Source organism: Vibrio sp. Isolate33, assembly GCF_022397895.1.
In the GTDB taxonomy this organism is placed as follows: domain Bacteria; phylum Pseudomonadota; class Gammaproteobacteria; order Enterobacterales; family Vibrionaceae; genus Vibrio; species Vibrio pomeroyi.
The window spans coordinates 302,557-318,666 of record NZ_JAKEUP010000001.1 but is presented as its reverse complement, the minus strand read 5'-3'; the positions used below and the strand labels follow the sequence as shown (position 1 = coordinate 318,666).

The window sequence follows — 16,110 nt, the reverse complement described above, 5'->3', positions numbered from 1 at the left end:
CCCAAGTATTGTTGGTGCTTTGTCACCTATATGTCTCTATTCTTTCCCTTAGCGGGGAATAGTAATAGCGAGCATAACTCTAGAAGGGTACCGAGACACGCTGTACATATTGGACTTCAATCGAGCCTTGATATTCGAACATTTCCACCGAAGCACTTAAGTGTTTGGCTTGAGCTCCCGAAGGGCTTTCTGTCGGAACGGTTGCTTCAAGTGATTTGATTGGAACCTTGAAACCTAACATGTCGTAGTTTTCATCAAACCATTGCCAACTCACATTGGTGTTAGGACAGTTGTCGATCACATTGGGTGGCGTTACCACGATGTGAGGGTCGTTGAGTTTGTTTTCGAGTGTTAACCATCGCTTACTGTCATCTAGCGCAACAATAATAGGGTAGTTGTTCGATCCTATGGTTAACTGATAAACACCAGATTCCGGCTTGATAAACATTTCACTGGTTTCAATTTCTTGATATTCGACATCAGAATTGAGCTGCCCATCGATAACCACTTTCCCCTCTGGTGAAACCAAAGAGATACGCTGTGTTTGATCTTCTACTGCTTCATTCAACTGCTCCGCAGACACTTTGATCTGATAGCCTTGTGACGAAAGACCGTGGCGTTTGATAAAGCTGACTTGGATGTGATTGTTGGGTGCAGAGCTTTGTTCAAGAGTGGTTCCACATTGAGTTCGACTTAGTATTTCCTGTTTAACGGGCAACCAAAGTTGACTATCAAGTGTTTCCTGATTCAGCGCGATTTGTAGCTCCTGCCAAGCAACTTGTGGTTGGTTATCAAGCAGTGATTGATAGGTGTGTTGCAATGGAGTATCAGCAAACCAAGCTGCATGACACGCAAAGGGCAATGTGCAAAATAGAGCTGTTAGCGAGCTTAGTTTCATTGGGGTTCTCCTGCCAAACGATAACCAACGCCTCGATGTGTTTCTAGGTGAAGTGTCGGCAGCTTCTGACGTAAGCGCAGTATGTGATTGTCCACGGTTCTGGTACTTGGGAAGGCTTGGTAACCCCAAATTTTATTGAGCAACTCATCTCGGTGAAACACGCGCCCTTGATTCTGAACAAACAAAACCAATAGTTGAAATTCTTTAGGTTTGAGTGCGATAGGGTTGTCATCCAGATAAGCGATTCGTTCCGACAAGTTGATTTGGATATTGGCGTAGTTCAAGTGGCTAACACCTAATGGGCGAAGCTGTGTGATCACCCGAGCAAGCAACTCTTCATTTGAAAATGGTTTAGTCACGTAATCTTTAGCGCCTGCCATCAAGCCTTCAACACGTTGTTGAACTTCCACTTTTGCGGTTAACACAATCACAGGCAGAGCTTTGAGCAGTAACCAGTTTGGAAGGTGCTGTAAGCTGTCGCCATCTTCGAGCTGTCGATCAAGTACCACAAGGTCGGCACGTAACCACAGCTTACTGGCGCTCTTTGCATCTTGTGCCCAAAGGCAGTGGTAACCATTGGACTCAAAGAAGCTGACGAGGCCTTGCCCAAGCAGTTGGTCGTCTTCAATCAGCAATAGGGTGTTCATAAGCGATTTCCAAAATACATCGGGTTGGGTTACGGAGAATAATGAGACGGCCATTGGCTTGCTTCATCAAGTGTTCGACAATCGTTAGGCCAATGCCCATGTTATCTTGTTTGTGTGCAGTGCTTGGCGTTAGTCGAGACATAAGGCGTTGTATCCAAGAAGGGAACTGACCTTCATCTTGCACTTCTATCGTCAGCTTATCGGCAAGGGTGACTTTAACTAAAACCTTACCTTGACCGTGTTGCTTAGCATTCTTGATCAAGTTATCTAAACAAATGGTTAGCCAGTAATATGGTAGATTAAGTTCGACCTCGCTTGCTTCACATTGATACTCAATATTGTGCTTTTCACAGACATGGTCGAGCCATTCTTCCAATGATGCGTTCTGCTTTAGCAAGGGCTCTGGCTGATCCGAACTCAAGTAGACTTTACTGTTCTGAGTGAGCTGAGAAAGCCTTTGATAGTCAGATATTAAACGCCAAACTGCCCCTTGGGTATCATCGGGGAAATCATCGTAGCGGTTTCTGAACATTTCGACGGTTAAGCCAAGGCTAGTGATTGGCGTGCGAAGTTCATGCGTGAGAAGCTGCAAAACGAACTGTTTCTCTTTGCGCTCTTTTCTACGCAGGTATATGGCACGAGTTAATACGCAAAGTAGCGTGAAGAGTAGTGCGAGAGTCACAAGCTTCATGACAAGCCTGTCGTTGCTCGACTCGCTCAGGCACAGGTTACTGTAACGAAAAGAACAGTTTTCACCCGACAAGGTCACTTCTTGCTGCTCGGCGATAGGCTGCCAAACTTCAGAGGGAATCGCTTTCCAGCCCTGTTCGCCACTTAACCAAAGCACATCACCTTGTTGCCAAGCGCGGTATCCATTAAGTAGTGCCTCTTTTCCTTCTGTCGTTAAAGTTTCCAGCTTGCTAAACAAAGGATGCAGAGGATTGCTGATACTCAAAAATGGATGAATTTGTTCACTGTTCTCTGGGTAATGCGCTACATAACGATCAGCAAAACTGCCACCAGCAGGATGTCGTTTTGAGTGTGCCGCAAACCAGATTGAATCTAACGTTTGTTGCTGACACAAAGCCAGTTCGAATTCGATGGCATCGTTCAAAGAAGGATTGGTGTTTTCAATCGCTCGGCAGCTATCTTGAATTGTGGCTAGCGCAGCGATCTCTTCCCAACTGAATTTTTTGAAATCCGGGTAGCGGGTGTTTTCCTTAAGAAGAACTTTTGGATACTGAGCTAATTCTTGTTGAGCGACAGAGATAGGAGACGACTGCCAACTGAGTTGATACAGGGTTTGCCACTTGTCTTGCAAACTTTGGGCATTGGCTAGCGTTGGGAGCCAAAGGGTCAAACAAAGGGCTAATGTCAGCCTGCGCATCCAGTCATTCTCGTTAAAAGTCATTAGGGCGAGTCTAAAGAGTTTTGACTGAGATTTGTAACCTGAATGTCAACAAGTGTCCTTTCAATACCGAATTGTGAAGCTGAGTCATGAAATAAATCATAAGCCTGAATTGAACATGCTTTAAGAGAATAAGGCTAAAATACAGAAAGTATCATTTATTTGGTTTAAATTTGATTATTGTGTACTTACTGTTATTTTTGGGAAGGTGGAACTGAATATACTGGGTTCAAACCTAATAAGAGGAAACACCATGAAAACAATCATCAAATCAGTATTGGCAATAAGTATCTTGGCTACAGGTTCAGTTCAGGCATTTGAACTCACGAGTAATGATATTCAAGAAGGTCACCCTATGGCGAAGGCGTTTGAATACTCTAGCTGGGGCTGTGATGGCGATAATTTATCACCTCAGTTGATGTGGAAAAACGCGCCGGCGGGCACCAAAAGCTTTGCGATTACAGCCTATGATCCGGATGCACCTACCGAAAGCGGTTTCTGGCATTGGGTGGCATTTGATATCCCAGCAAGTGTAAATGAACTTCCTCGTGCAGCTGATATTACAAAGCTAGGCGGTAAAGAAGGTCGCATCGATTACGGAACAGTTGGTTTTGGTGGCGCTTGTCCTCCAGAAAAAGATGGCATGCACCGTTACCAATTTACCGTTTGGGCATTACCAACGGATAAACTTAACCTAGACGAAAACACACCATCTGCTGTGGTCGGTTTTACGCTGAACAGCATGGCGTTAGACAAAGCGAGATTAACCACGACTTATACTCGTTAGTTGGTTAATAAAGCAATAAGCGATTGTTGCTACAAGAAATATAACTACAAGAAATACAACCAAACAAGGGGATGGGATGAATCATCAATATCAAGTGACAGTCTTTCGCGCTGAGCAATTACAGAAACTGCGCAATGTGAGGATTCTATCCCCTAGTATTATTCAGATAATCACAGGCAGTAAGCGCCTGTTTTGGAAAGAGTCGGCAGCCGAACTCACACATTCAGAGCTGTTGTTGTGTGAAGCCTCGGCATCATTGAGTTTTGAGAACATGCCTCACAAAGGACGTTTCCTTTCGCGAGTGTTCAGTTTTCAATTTCAGCCAACTCAAGCGATGCTCGATTTAAGTGAACAGCGAGCCGATGAGTTGGAATTACCGACCATAGAAGCTGACCGGAGTTTGCAAGATTCGTTGAACGCGTTGTTTACGTTTGATCGTCAAAGCATGAGTGCAGCAACCCAGCAATTTTGGTTGCAAGGCTTGTATCAGCAACTGGCGGAGAAGGGCGTATTACATCGACTGTTTATTAGCTCAAACGTTTCGTTTAGCCAAAAGCTCAGCCACTATCTTTCCCATTCTCCAGACGAGAAACACCCGTTAGAGTCGGTAGCAGAACGTTTTGCGATGAGTCGTACCACGTTGATTCGCAAACTTAAGCTTGAAGGCATGCAATATCGTGAGGTGTTAGCGGAAGTGCGCTTAAGTCACGCACTGTATTTGATGCAGAATGGCCAACAGAATGTAGCGATGCTGGCTCAATCTTGTGGTTATCAATCTGAAGGGCGTTTTAGCCAACGTTTTAAAGGTAAGTTTGGTTTATCGCCGAGTGAATACATTAAGACAGTTGCGAGTGCAGAGTCGCAACGCCTTAATCATTCTTCTATTGTTTAATCATTCTTCTACTGATTAAACGCTGACTTTTGTATCTCTTGCAGCGAGTGCGGCAAAAATCGTACATGCGAAGGCAACGCCAGCAATCAATAGAATCGGAACGCTCCAAGAGCCCGTTTGTGAATGGAGTTTACCCACCAAAGTCGGGCCCGTCGCCGCTAGGGCATAACCAATGCCTTGGGCCATACCAGACAACGAAGCCGCTTGGCTGCTGTTTGATGTACGCAAGCCAACAAAAGAGAGCGCGATAATAAACGTAGAACAGTTGGCTAAACCAAAGAGTCCTACCCAAAATATTGCAAAGTCTGGTAAGTACAACAGGCCAATCAATCCAATAAACACACTCAAAGTACACAAGGTAATTAGCCATCGTTGATTATTGCTCTTACCTAAGAACGGCAATAACAGTAACCCTGGAACCATGGTTGAAAACTGTAGGAATCCGTAAATGTAACCCGCATCGATTTCGCTATAGCCAAGGTCGTTCAAGATTTGTGGTAACCAACCCGCCAAAGAGTAGAAGGTAAATGAGTTAAGTCCAAGTGCGAGTGTCACCTGCCAAGCAACACCACTCTTAATCATTTTTTTCATCGGTACTGGATTTTTTTCGTTCTGCTTCGTGCTTTTAGAAGAAGAACGCTTGGTGATCTTAGGTAACCAAATCATCAATGCCAACAGTGGAAATACGAGGTTCATCAACAGCGCTAATTGCCAACCCGTCAACGTGAATAAGGTCAGCTCTGAAAGTGGCACCATCAAACTAGAGCCCAATGTCGAACCAATCCCCATCGTAAAGATATACAAGGAGGTCACCGTCGCGATGCGTGTCGGGAAGCTAATTTTGACCACAACCGGAAGCAACACATTACCAATTGCGATACCAAGCCCGATCATCACGGTGCCGATGTATAAAGTCGGAATCGCTCCAAAAGAACGCAGCGTGATACCTGTGGTAATCAAGACTAAAGCCAACAGCAAGCTAGGTTCAAGACCAATTCGCTGAGATATTTTGGTCACTAGCGGCGAGAACAGGGCGAACGTTAACAGTGGTAAAGCCGTTAAGAATCCAGCGGCAGAAGAGTTAAGGCTGAGCCCTTCCATAACCTGAGAAAGCACCGGAGCCAAGCTCGTGAACGGTCCACGAAGGTTAAGTGATAGGAATAGAATCCCTAACATGATGAAAATGCTGTTACGAAGTGAGGCGCTCATAGGTTGTTCTACTGTTTGCTTATGAGAAGACAGGCTAGCCTACAGATCATTGAATGATTACACAAATACCGTTTAAATAGGGCTACTAATGATTGAACCTGCGCAGTGCGCGTGTTACCAGAGAAGGTCACCCATGACTGTATTGAATGTCGACAAACTCATCTCAAACTTCCCATTGCTTCAACGATTAATGGCACTCGACGAAGTGAATTGGTTTAACCCAAACATCACAACGCTAGAGCAGGGTTTACCTTATGTGGGTTTGGGCGAAAAAGACATTCACGATGCAAGCCTGCGATTACAAAGGTTTGCGCCTTATCTGGCGAAGGCATTCCCTGAAACCCAAGTCACCAATGGCATTATTGAGTCTGAGCTTGTTGATATCCCTGCGATGAAATCAACACTGGAAGCGCATTATCAGCTACCGATTAAAGGTCGCCTGATGATGAAAAAAGACAGCCACTTGCCGATTTCTGGTTCAATCAAAGCGCGTGGCGGTATCTATGAAGTGTTAACCCACGCCGAGAAATTAGCGTTTGAAGCCGGATTACTGAGTGAGAGCGATGATTACAACAAACTGCTAGAGCCGGAGTTTCGCGACTTCTTTAAACAATACAGTATTGCCGTAGGTTCGACAGGCAACCTAGGCATGTCCATCGGTATCATGAGTGCCAAGCTTGGCTTTACGGTATCGGTTCACATGTCTGCTGATGCGAGAGCGTGGAAGAAGAACAAACTGCGCGAGCATGGCGTTAATGTGGTCGAGTACGAACAAGATTACGGTGTAGCGGTAGAGCAAGGTCGTAAAGAAGCAGAGCAAGATCCGCGTTGTTTCTTCATTGATGATGAAAACTCTCAAACCTTGTTCCTCGGTTATTCGGTGGCAGGAGAAAGGCTCAAACAACAATTCGAACAACAACAGATTGTCGTCGACAAAGAGCACCCGTTGTTCGTTTACTTGCCATGTGGTGTTGGCGGCGGCCCCGGTGGTGTGGCGTTTGGTTTAAAAATGGCGTTTGGTGATGATGTTCATTGTATTTTTGCTGAGCCGACCCATTCGCCTTGTATGTTGTTGGGCGTTCACACTGGTTTGCATGATGAAATTGCAGTGCAAGATCTGGGTATCGATAACCTAACAGCAGCAGACGGACTCGCAGTAGGTCGTGCGTCTGGTTTTGTTGGCCGAGCAATGGAACGTTTATTAGATGGTTACTACACGTTAACCGACGAACGCATGTATCAGCTGCTAAGTGAATTGAATCAATCTGAAGGTATTCAATTAGAGCCTTCTGCATTGGCTGGTATGCCGGGTGCAGTGCATGTGGAACACAACCGAGAATATCTGGAAAGGTTAGGCATCGATGACTCTACGTTAGCCAATGCAACGCATCTTGTTTGGGCGACAGGCGGCGGTATGGTTCCAGAGCAAGAAATGGCAGAGTATTTAGCTAAGTCGCCGGTGTAAATCGGGTAGAAAGGCAGGCGCTAACGAATGGTTTGCGAGTTTAAATGAAACAATAACTTGCACAGATCGTTACCTAAAACACAGATTTTATAAATTAGGCTTCATGCTTGTTATCACTGTCAGTTAGGTTGAGTGGCATTCAACTTGATAGGGATAGAGCGATGCCAGCACAACAACTAAATACACCACAAAAACTCTTACAACGGTTAGATGCCATTGGGGAATCTTTAAGATCTTCTGGTAAGGCGCATGCCTTGTTGGGGCTAGGCTCAGTTGGCATTGAAACGGAGCGACTGGATCAATATTCAGACGTCGATTTCTTCGCGATAGTGCAAACGGGACACAAACAGTATTTCTTAGACAGTTTGCATTGGTTGTCTGATATCAACCCAATCGACTACGCGGTAAGAAATACGGTCGATGGTTATAAAGTACTTTATGCCGATGGGATATTCTGTGAGTTTGCAGTATTCGAACCACATGAATTAGCGCATATTCCGTTTGCGGAAGGGCGAATCGTTTGGCAGGAAGCTGACTTTGATACTCAGTGTTGTGTGCCTCCAATAAAAGCTGCTGCACAACCCAATTCTCAGGCATGGATTATGGGAGAGGCGCTAACTAACCTTTACGTGGGTATGTCTCGCTATAACCGAGGTGAAAAGCTTTCTGGGAGCCGGTTTGTTCAATCTTACGCGCTTGATCGTTTGATCGATCTTGTGGATCAAACTGAAAGCCCACAACCTGAATTTGCCGATGAGTTTATGTCTGATAGAAGGCTAGAAGCGCGCTTCCCTAAGTTTGCTCAGTTACTGCCAACCTTTACTCAAGGCTACGAACGTACGGCGGAATCGGCTCTGGAACAGCTTGAATTTTTGAACGCTCACTTTAACGTCAACCAAGCTATGCGCTCTAGAATTATTGATTTATGTAATTAATACATTTACTTACGATATTCACCTTTAATGGTTTCTGTTTCAAAACGCATCGAAAACTGGTTTCGGTACGTTAGTTTTATTGTCTGCCAATAAAAGGGTTGTCGTTAACCCTTATTGTTGGTAGGTTTTAATAATGAAATTTACTTCTGCTTCAACTTCAATTTTCTTCTGGTGGTGCTCTATCTAGAGCAGCACGGAATAGTCACATTCTTTAGCTGCTGGAAGGTAGTTAAGAATGTCACCAAGAATGTCGTCTCTTTTTATCTCCAGTAGCTTTTATTACTTGGAGATACCCCATGAAAACACCTCAAAACACGAACAAACCAGAAATCATTCTGGCTGGCGACCGAGCTACCGGTCCTTTACATCTAGGTCACTATGTTGGTTCACTTCAGCAGCGTACTTCGTTACAGCATATTCACGACCAAACGATATTGGTTGCCGACATGCAAGGGCTTACCGACAACGCTCATAATCCTGCCAAGGTTTCGTCTAACATTCTTAATGTGGTGGCTGATTATCTAGCGGTAGGTATCGACCCAACAAAAACCACGATTTGTCTTCAATCACAGTTACCAGCACTGGCTGAACTCACCATGTTCTACAGCAACCTTGTTTCTATTGCTCGTTTGGAACGCAATCCAACCGTTAAAAGTGAGATTCAAAACAAGGAGTTTGGTCGCTCAATTCCAGCTGGTTTTTTGACTTATCCGATTTCGCAGGCGGCTGATATCACGGCGTTTAACGCGACCTTGATTCCTGTGGGCGACGACCAATTACCAATGCTAGAACAGACCAATGAGATCGTGAGAAAAGTTAACTCGCTCGCAGGCAAGCCAATCTTAAATGAGTGTAAACCCTTGCTGAGCAATGCCTCTCGTCTTCCTAGCACCGACGGTAAAAGCAAGATGTCGAAATCAATGGGCAACGCTATCAACTTAGGCGCGACCGAGAAAGAGATTCGTGCCGCAGTGAAATCCATGTATACCGACCCAAATCATCTACGAATCGAAGATCCTGGCCAAGTAGAAGGGAATATCGTGTTTACCTATCTTGATGCATTCCACACTGACGCTCACTACGTCAATGAACTAAAAGATCACTACCGCAGAGGCGGGTTAGGGGATGGCCAAACTAAGAAGGTATTGGAAGAGTGTTTACAAGAGATGATTCGCCCGATAAGAGCACGCAGAGCCGAACTGTTGGATGACAAAGCGCAACTCATCGATATCTTGCGCCAGGGCTCGCAAGTCTCGAGAGAAAAAACGGAAGCTGTTTTGTTCGATGTAAAGGGCGTGTTTGGTCTCAATATACTCTAATTTACAAGATGCTTTTTAGGTCGAATCTGCATTTAAAGCTATGATTATCAATGATTTTCATGTGGACTATATGTAAATAAAGTCAATTAAATTGAATGGGAATAATAATTAATTTATAAAGTCGTTTTTGTGATTGTACTTGTCCCTTGCTTGTTGTTTTTTATTCGAATACAACTGAGAGAGTGGACAAGACCTTGCCTTCAAATGATGGAAATAAATGAAAACGAAACTATTACTCCCAATTTTACTTTTACTCTCGGGCTGCTCTGACGTTGTCAGTGATGAGTACGCAACTTACGAACTGGCTCAACAGGATCGTTTGTTTGATAGAGGCTGGTTACCCGACATCTTGCCTAGCTCAACGTCGCAGATTGAAGTCAATAACGATTTAGACATCAATACCTCTGAGGGGAGTTTTGTGATCAACGAGCCTCAGCTGTCTGAGTTCATCGCTAATCTGACGCCAACTTCGTCCAAGGGTGAATATCATTTTACCGAAGACGAAAAAACTTGGGCGTTTAAGGTAGAGGGCGATAGCATCATCACTTACACACTCAATAAAGCTAAAGACTAAGTCTCAACCTACACCTTAACCAATACACACCGCCAACACACTTTCATCATTGTTTTGCTCGTTACCTTGTTTAGTGAATGCGGGAGTTTAATTTTATGATGGTGAGTTGGCGCTGTTATTTGAAAATCCATATCGAATCTTAATCCCGTAACGATTTGAAGCATAAAATTTCTGGATAATTTTGGAAGGTGCCAACGGGGTTTGCAAAGCCGCTGAAAAGCTAGGTTATGAGACCTCTGCAGTGAAATCTGCGTTTAACGAAGTGGGTATTGATGTACAAAACTGTGGATCTGGTCAGCCAAATCCGAACCCTAATCCACCAACACCAACACCAACACCAACACCAACACCAACACCAACACCAACACCAACACCCGGCGTAGTGGAACTAGAGATAAACGAGCCAACACCAATTGTAAGTGGTGGTGACGACCAGCAACAGTTCGTTTTAAAGAATGTACCTGGAAGTGATGCCTGGATTCAGACTTATCATGGTTACGGTAACGTTGACTTGTATGTCGCAATCGGCCGACCTGTATCACTAAGCGACTACGATTGCGCTTCTACCAACTCAGATAACAACGAATATTGCGGTTTTGGTGGTGTGCAAGGTGAAGATATCTACGTGCTGGTGGACGGTGCTCAAAGCTCAATGGATGCTTACGTGGCCGTTAGCGCAGAGTTTGAATTACCTCAGCCAGAACCTGAGCCACAAGGCTTGTGCGATAACCTTCAAGAGTGGAATCCAAATTACTATTATCCAGCAGGAACAACCATTCAATATTATGGCAACAGATTCACAGCGTCTGCGGATAACTGGGGAGCCGACCCGTTCAACAATTATTGGTACTGGGTATTTGAAGGTGCTTGTTACTAGTTAAAACGACTTAAAGTGATTTAAGTTAGCTAAAACTGATGAGAAGGGAGCGCAGTCTGAGCTCCCTTTATTCGTTCAAAGTGAGAGGTGAAGATGTATGCTGATCTTGTGTTAGCACGTTGGACATTAGAGTATGTGGTTAAGGCTTATTCGGCATTCAGCACGCAATATTCAGTAACGACGACACAAGGATGATTAATTTGGAAATCAGTCATTTAGATCACTTGGTACTAACCGTCAAAGATATAGAGATAACGGTAGATTTCTATCAGCGCGTATTGGGTATGAAGCCTATCCAATTCGGTGAAGGTCGCGTGGCGTTGTCATTTGGTAACCAAAAGATAAACCTTCATCAATTAGGTAATGAGTTCGAACCAAAAGCAAAGCGCGTACAAGCGGGGAGTGCTGACCTTTGTTTTATTACCAATACACCCATGGCTGAGGTAATCGAACATATCAAAGCGAACGAAATAGAGATAGAAGAGGGTCCTGTGCCGCGAACAGGTGCGACGGGTAAAATTGTCTCTGTTTATGTTCGAGATCCTGATGGTAATCTGATTGAGGTTTCTAACTATTAGGATCTAGATTTAAACATCATTTCTGCTTCATCTTTCCAAACAATAAACCGCGATCTTAAGTCACTTGATGGTGGATGTAGCGAGATAAATAAATTACAATCGAACAATGTTTTATTAATTCGAGCCTTATTACCATGGTGCGAAACTTAATCACATTCATCGTAAGTCTGTTTTTCTTAACGGCTTGCTCTACAACGAGTAACGAGCAGATCGATGAGAAGGCGTTGAGCAACGAAGACGCTCTGTCGAAAAGTGTCGAGAAGGATACGAACTTAAGCGTAGTTTCGGATGCTAGTGATGAGACCAATGAGACCTTAGTTCAAGATAGTAGTGCCAACGTTAAAGCAGAAGTAGAAACTGTTTCAGAAGCGGTCGAAGAGTCTGAAGTACACTCATCTCAAGTAACAGCGAAACAAGATGAAGTCGAGACCGACAATGAGAAAGGGCTGGGAAGTTACCTATTGCTCAATAACGAGCCGACTAAGAAAGTCATCAAATCACTCGAGGGAGTAACAGACACCTTGAACGTTCTGACCTTTGGGATATTTGCCACAGGCCACGGTTAATCGAATAGCTCTTACTGAGCACATCCAATCATTAGAGAAGGCGAGCCATATGGTTCGCCTTTTTATTTCAGATGCTTATTCATCGATATGTTTTAATTCATACCCAACAAGCCCGTTGGTTTGCGTCAAGAGACAGTCAATAAAGCAGGTATTTATTTGTTCTGGAATGGACACGCCGTATTTACGGTGTTCGACTTGTTATATGCATCGAGTGTTTTAATACTCCTCCCAAAGTAAGCAACGAAATCTAATCTTACAAAGACAGTGTCTGATATTCACTCAAGGGCATAGTAGTATGTTTGGCGTGAAATCCGTTATTTAGGTTTAGTTATCAATATTCTAGGGAAGAGATATGAAGAATAAGAGTGCATTTTTAAGCGTCGCGATGGTTATGTTCGCGGCTCACGCAAACGCTTCTGACGCGAGCCATGAGTCTGTAGCAGACAGTGTCATCACCGAACAAAGAGCGAACCTGTCTGACAATACGCAAGGAAAAGGTTTTGGCCCACAAGCGCCACGCGATTTAGGCTCAGCCGAAGGAACAAACGCTCGATTGTTTTCGGATGCGCCAGATTCAACAGCCATGAACCTATGTAATATCCACTTCCATAAGAACGCAGAACACAAAGGTGGCGAGTTTACCCAATACGCTGGTAACGGTGATGGTAAAGGTTTCCAGAGTGGCTTTAAATACACAGGCAAGCTGAGTTCTGCTGAGTTGAAACCATTTGAGGGCAAGGTTTGCCCGAGCGATCATGGCTCTTTGCATTCGGGCGACACCATAGAAGTGCATTACGTGTACTCAACGGCACAAGTAGAACCGGGTGAAACGCTTGGTGCTTGTTTCAACGATGCGATTACCAATCCGCAATTGCGTGTTGAGACTCAAGTCTACGTATTAGTGAATGATGATAAGGCTCTCGACTTCGAAGCATTGGCTAAGCACTCAAAAGTGAATGGTTTGCACCAAGCAACCAACATTCCACAAAACACTGGCTCAGCGATTCAATACGCTGGTTCTACAACAGGTCCAGGTTATAACGAGCAAGGCTCACCTTTCCAAGTAACATGGAGCGTTCGTCCACAAGTAGCGAAAGTAAACATCGCGACAGTGGGGAACTGGTGTGAAGGCAATGACTTTAACGAAGACCACGCCCACGGCGTGAGAAACTTGGTGGTTAACCCTGAGTTGTTGTCACCAATGGCGAATTAATCTTGTTACCTTAATTCGTAGTCAATATTTTGCAGAGGCGAGCCACTAGGTTCGCCTTTTTTATGTCTGACCGAAAAATACGTCGGGTCTAGATTTAGGTTTACAGGTGTGTTTAGTGGGGAAATTACGTGTGACAGTTATTCAAACATGAGCTTTTTGAATATTCGTAAACCAAAACACTCTTTACCTGAATCGAAACTCCATGATACGTTCGTGACCAATCATGTTGGGTTATAAGTAAGGACAAGCCAATGTCATTAGAAGGCGCAGTTACATTCTTTATTGCCATGTTTATATTTGGCATTACTCCGGGGCCCGGTGTATTTGCGATTTTGGCTCGTGGTATGGTCGATGGATGGCGAAAGTGCATCTCTCTTTCTGTAGGAGTGATCTGCAGTGATCTGATTTATTTGGCGCTTGCCTGTTTTGGTCTAGCGACGATTGCTGAGAACTGGGCATTGGCCTTTGAGGTGATTCGCTACGTTGGTGCCGCTTATCTGATTTACTTAGGCTACAAGATGTTTAAGAGCCTGCCTGAAGTGCAAGGTACAGCGGAGCTCGCGGCTAAACAAAGCCAGAAATCAGAACTTGCTAGTTTCGCGCAAGGCTTTTTGATTTCGGCATCAAACCCAAAAGTGATTCTGTTCTATATTTCATTCTTACCGACTTTTATTGATCTGACGGTTTTGCGTTCACAAGATATTGTCTTGGTTTCTGTTTTAGCGGCCGTTGCTTTGATGTCCGGTTTAATGATCATTGCAATGGGCGCGGGCAGAATGGCAAGTTTGCTTAAAACACCACGCGCACATAAAAGATTAAACCAAAGTGCTGGTGGAATAATGATTGCGGCTGGCTCATATTTGGCGATCAATCGATAGATATGGCTTGTTGAGCTCGATTCTTTAAGCACGACTCATTAAACAAAAAGGCGAACCGATGGGTTCGCCTTTCTTCGTTATAGCTCGCGTTTTGTTTGTAAATCTAAGCGTCTACAAAAATCACTTCACCAGTAAGGAAGCCATCGACTGAGCGCTCGAATGCTTTGCCGACTAATTTGCTTGGTACGGGTTCAAAACCTGGCATCATTTCACCATATACATCCCACGCTTCAGCGAGCACGGTCGGGTTGATGACATTGATGCGTGTGTTTCTTGGCATCTCATAAGCGACACATTTTACGAAAGTATCAATCGCGCCGCTGGTGGTTGCGTCTGCAATCGCGTAAGGGATTGGCTTCACATTCAAAATGCCGCTAATCAGCGTAAACGAACCACCGTCAGCGATGTACTTTTGGCCGATGCGAACAAGATTAATTTGTCCCATCATTTTGCTCGTTACCGTGGTCATCCACTGTTCTTCTGTCATATCTGCAAAGGTGTTGTATTCGCAAAGGCCGACGGTGTTCACAACCGCATCAAAGTGTCCCACGTTCTTGTAAAGCGCTTCAATCGACTGTGGGTCGGTGATATCTACAATATGGTCGACATCGCCAGAGCGACCCGCTGTGATTACCTTGTGATTGCCTAAGCCCATTAGTGCTGCTTGACCCATCTTGCCACGTGCACCAATTAGAATGATTGTTTTCATGTTCTTCTCCGATCTGTATGTGTTTCGTTTCGATGGAGGAACTTTAACTAAATGACTAAACAAGTAGAAACAAAGCTTATTTGTGAGTGTTACTGGTTTTTATTGTGCAGTGTTACACTCATACAGAATCCAATTTCACGGAAGTAGGTGAGTGTGAGCAAATTAGATCGATTAGACATAAAGCAACTTAGGGTTTTCCAAGCGCTAATACGTGAAGAGAACGCTTCTAAAGCTGCCAACCAATTAGGGATGACTCAACAAGCCGTCAGTGAGCATTTAAAGAAACTGCGTGAAGTGTTCGACGATAGGTTGTTTGTGAGGAAGACCAATGGTTTTGTTCCAACGACATTTGCTCAAGAACTTTCTGTTGGTGTGGATCGTCTGCTTATTGATTTTAATTTGCTGTTATCAAAAAGCAACTTTGTGCCAGAGAAAGCAAAAGGAACGTTTGTGATTGCGGCGACAGATTATGCCCAGCAGATTATTTTACCGAGCTTGATAGCAAAGCTAAGGGAGCAAGCACCGGAATTAAAGCTGATTGTGCGTGATTTCGAAATCGATAATCTGCACGAGTTAATGGAAAGCGGTAAGGTCAATTTAGCTATCGCATTCCCTGATTATATTCCAGATAGCTATAAGGTCATTAAGCTGTTTGAAGAGCACCATGTTTGCGTCACTTCACCTCATTCCTCTATCGCACAAACCAATCCTTCGTTAGAAGAGGTCGCGAGTTATCCGACGATCATCGCTTCACCATCTCGCCCGAACTTTAAAGGGTCGATTGACGAATGGTTTGGGAAGTTCGATTTAAAGCGCAATGTGGTAGTGTCTGCTCCGTGTTTCTCCATCGTACCCATGTATCTAAACACCACTGACTCGATTGCCTTCCTACCATCCAGAGCGATAGAGGGCTTGAATTTGGTGACAATCCCAATGGAACAATCACCAGAGAGTTTTGATGTGATAGCCGCATGGCACCCAAGATACAACGATGATCCGCTACAAAAATGGGTCACCTCTTTGTTAGAAGTGGAGTCGTGAAGAACGCTAACACCAATTAACCACCATTTTCATTTATGCGTTAGCTCAAAGAAATTGACTAAACTTTATCAGTATCTTGTTCTCGTTTATGTTGTTGTATTGTCGGGATAACAG

At 44.3% G+C, this 16,110-nt stretch carries 16 protein-coding genes and 1 pseudogene; 12 read left to right on the top strand and 5 right to left on the bottom strand.

Annotation, left to right across the window (positions count from 1 at the left end; all coding sequences use genetic code 11):
* Nucleotides 1-79: 79 nt before the first annotated feature.
* Genes L1D37_RS01365 through L1D37_RS01355 form a run of 3 tightly spaced genes read right to left on the bottom strand, consistent with a single transcriptional unit; the run spans nucleotide 80 to nucleotide 2,932 of the window.
* Nucleotides 80-898: a DUF2861 family protein gene (locus L1D37_RS01365; protein WP_239846604.1), complete on the bottom strand. Its 819-nt coding sequence runs from the start codon at nucleotides 896-898 to the stop codon at nucleotides 80-82.
* Entirely contained in the window at nucleotides 895-1,545 is a 651-nt protein-coding gene (locus L1D37_RS01360; protein WP_239846603.1) for a response regulator transcription factor, read from the bottom strand. The genes L1D37_RS01365 and L1D37_RS01360 overlap by 4 nt, the downstream gene beginning before the upstream one ends.
* Nucleotides 1,523-2,932 carry a DUF3404 domain-containing protein gene (locus L1D37_RS01355; protein WP_239846873.1) on the bottom strand — a complete coding sequence of 470 codons (1,410 nt, stop codon included), beginning with the start codon at nucleotides 2,930-2,932 and terminating at the stop codon, nucleotides 1,523-1,525. The genes L1D37_RS01360 and L1D37_RS01355 overlap by 23 nt, the downstream gene beginning before the upstream one ends.
* 274 nt (nucleotides 2,933-3,206) lie before the next feature.
* Here L1D37_RS01355 and L1D37_RS01350 point away from each other — a divergent pair, with 274 nt between their 5' ends.
* Both L1D37_RS01350 and L1D37_RS01345 read left to right on the top strand, forming a co-directional pair.
* Nucleotides 3,207-3,740, top strand: a complete 534-nt coding sequence (locus tag L1D37_RS01350; protein WP_239846602.1) for a YbhB/YbcL family Raf kinase inhibitor-like protein — start codon at nucleotides 3,207-3,209, stop codon at nucleotides 3,738-3,740.
* 76 nt (nucleotides 3,741-3,816) lie between these two features.
* Nucleotides 3,817-4,632, top strand: a complete 816-nt coding sequence (locus L1D37_RS01345) for a helix-turn-helix transcriptional regulator (RefSeq protein ID WP_239846601.1) — start codon at nucleotides 3,817-3,819, stop codon at nucleotides 4,630-4,632.
* A gap of 15 nt (nucleotides 4,633-4,647) precedes the next feature.
* On the opposite strand, the gene L1D37_RS01340 is transcribed toward L1D37_RS01345, so the two are convergent.
* A complete protein-coding gene (locus L1D37_RS01340) occupies nucleotides 4,648-5,841 on the bottom strand; it encodes an MFS transporter (protein ID WP_239846600.1) in 1,194 nt (397 codons plus the stop codon).
* A 133-nt stretch (nucleotides 5,842-5,974) separates the two neighbouring features.
* On the opposite strand from L1D37_RS01340, the gene L1D37_RS01335 reads away from it, so the two are divergent.
* The 9 genes and pseudogenes from L1D37_RS01335 to L1D37_RS01295 all read left to right on the top strand — a co-directional run bounded on the left by L1D37_RS01335 (nucleotide 5,975) and on the right by L1D37_RS01295 (nucleotide 14,246).
* Nucleotides 5,975-7,306 (top strand): D-serine ammonia-lyase, encoded by a 1,332-nt coding sequence (locus tag L1D37_RS01335; RefSeq protein ID WP_239846599.1) that lies wholly within the window; start codon nucleotides 5,975-5,977, stop codon nucleotides 7,304-7,306.
* Nucleotides 7,307-7,467: 161 nt separating this feature from the next.
* Nucleotides 7,468-8,241 (top strand): hypothetical protein, encoded by a 774-nt coding sequence (locus L1D37_RS01330; protein ID WP_239846598.1) that lies wholly within the window; start codon nucleotides 7,468-7,470, stop codon nucleotides 8,239-8,241.
* 296 nt (nucleotides 8,242-8,537) lie between these two features.
* Complete coding sequence (gene trpS / locus L1D37_RS01325) at nucleotides 8,538-9,560, top strand: tryptophan--tRNA ligase (RefSeq protein WP_239846597.1); 1,023 nt, start codon at nucleotides 8,538-8,540, stop codon at nucleotides 9,558-9,560.
* A gap of 217 nt (nucleotides 9,561-9,777) precedes the next feature.
* On the top strand, nucleotides 9,778-10,134 hold the full coding sequence (locus tag L1D37_RS01320; protein WP_239846596.1) for a hypothetical protein: 357 nt from the start codon (nucleotides 9,778-9,780) through the stop codon (nucleotides 10,132-10,134).
* A gap of 184 nt (nucleotides 10,135-10,318) precedes the next feature.
* Nucleotides 10,319-11,011 (top strand): annotated as a pseudogene (locus tag L1D37_RS01315) (PPC domain-containing protein); the annotation flags it as partial.
* A gap of 200 nt (nucleotides 11,012-11,211) precedes the next feature.
* Nucleotides 11,212-11,589: a VOC family protein gene (locus L1D37_RS01310; protein WP_132815598.1), complete on the top strand. Its 378-nt coding sequence runs from the start codon at nucleotides 11,212-11,214 to the stop codon at nucleotides 11,587-11,589.
* A 134-nt stretch (nucleotides 11,590-11,723) separates the two neighbouring features.
* Complete coding sequence (locus L1D37_RS01305) at nucleotides 11,724-12,155, top strand: hypothetical protein (protein ID WP_239846595.1); 432 nt, start codon at nucleotides 11,724-11,726, stop codon at nucleotides 12,153-12,155.
* A 352-nt stretch (nucleotides 12,156-12,507) separates the two neighbouring features.
* Nucleotides 12,508-13,368: a delta-class carbonic anhydrase gene (locus tag L1D37_RS01300; protein WP_239846594.1), complete on the top strand. Its 861-nt coding sequence runs from the start codon at nucleotides 12,508-12,510 to the stop codon at nucleotides 13,366-13,368.
* Nucleotides 13,369-13,619: 251 nt separating this feature from the next.
* The gene (locus tag L1D37_RS01295) at nucleotides 13,620-14,246 is read left to right on the top strand and encodes a LysE family translocator (protein WP_239846593.1); all 627 of its coding nucleotides are present in this window, start codon (nucleotides 13,620-13,622) and stop codon (nucleotides 14,244-14,246) included.
* A 103-nt stretch (nucleotides 14,247-14,349) separates the two neighbouring features.
* Here the strand turns inward: L1D37_RS01295 and L1D37_RS01290 are convergent, their stop codons facing one another.
* Entirely contained in the window at nucleotides 14,350-14,955 is a 606-nt protein-coding gene (locus L1D37_RS01290) for a short chain dehydrogenase (protein WP_239846592.1), read from the bottom strand.
* 153 nt (nucleotides 14,956-15,108) lie between these two features.
* On the opposite strand from L1D37_RS01290, the gene L1D37_RS01285 reads away from it, so the two are divergent.
* A complete protein-coding gene (locus L1D37_RS01285; RefSeq protein ID WP_239846591.1) occupies nucleotides 15,109-15,996 on the top strand; it encodes a LysR family transcriptional regulator in 888 nt (295 codons plus the stop codon).
* Nucleotides 15,997-16,110: the final 114 nt, after the last annotated feature.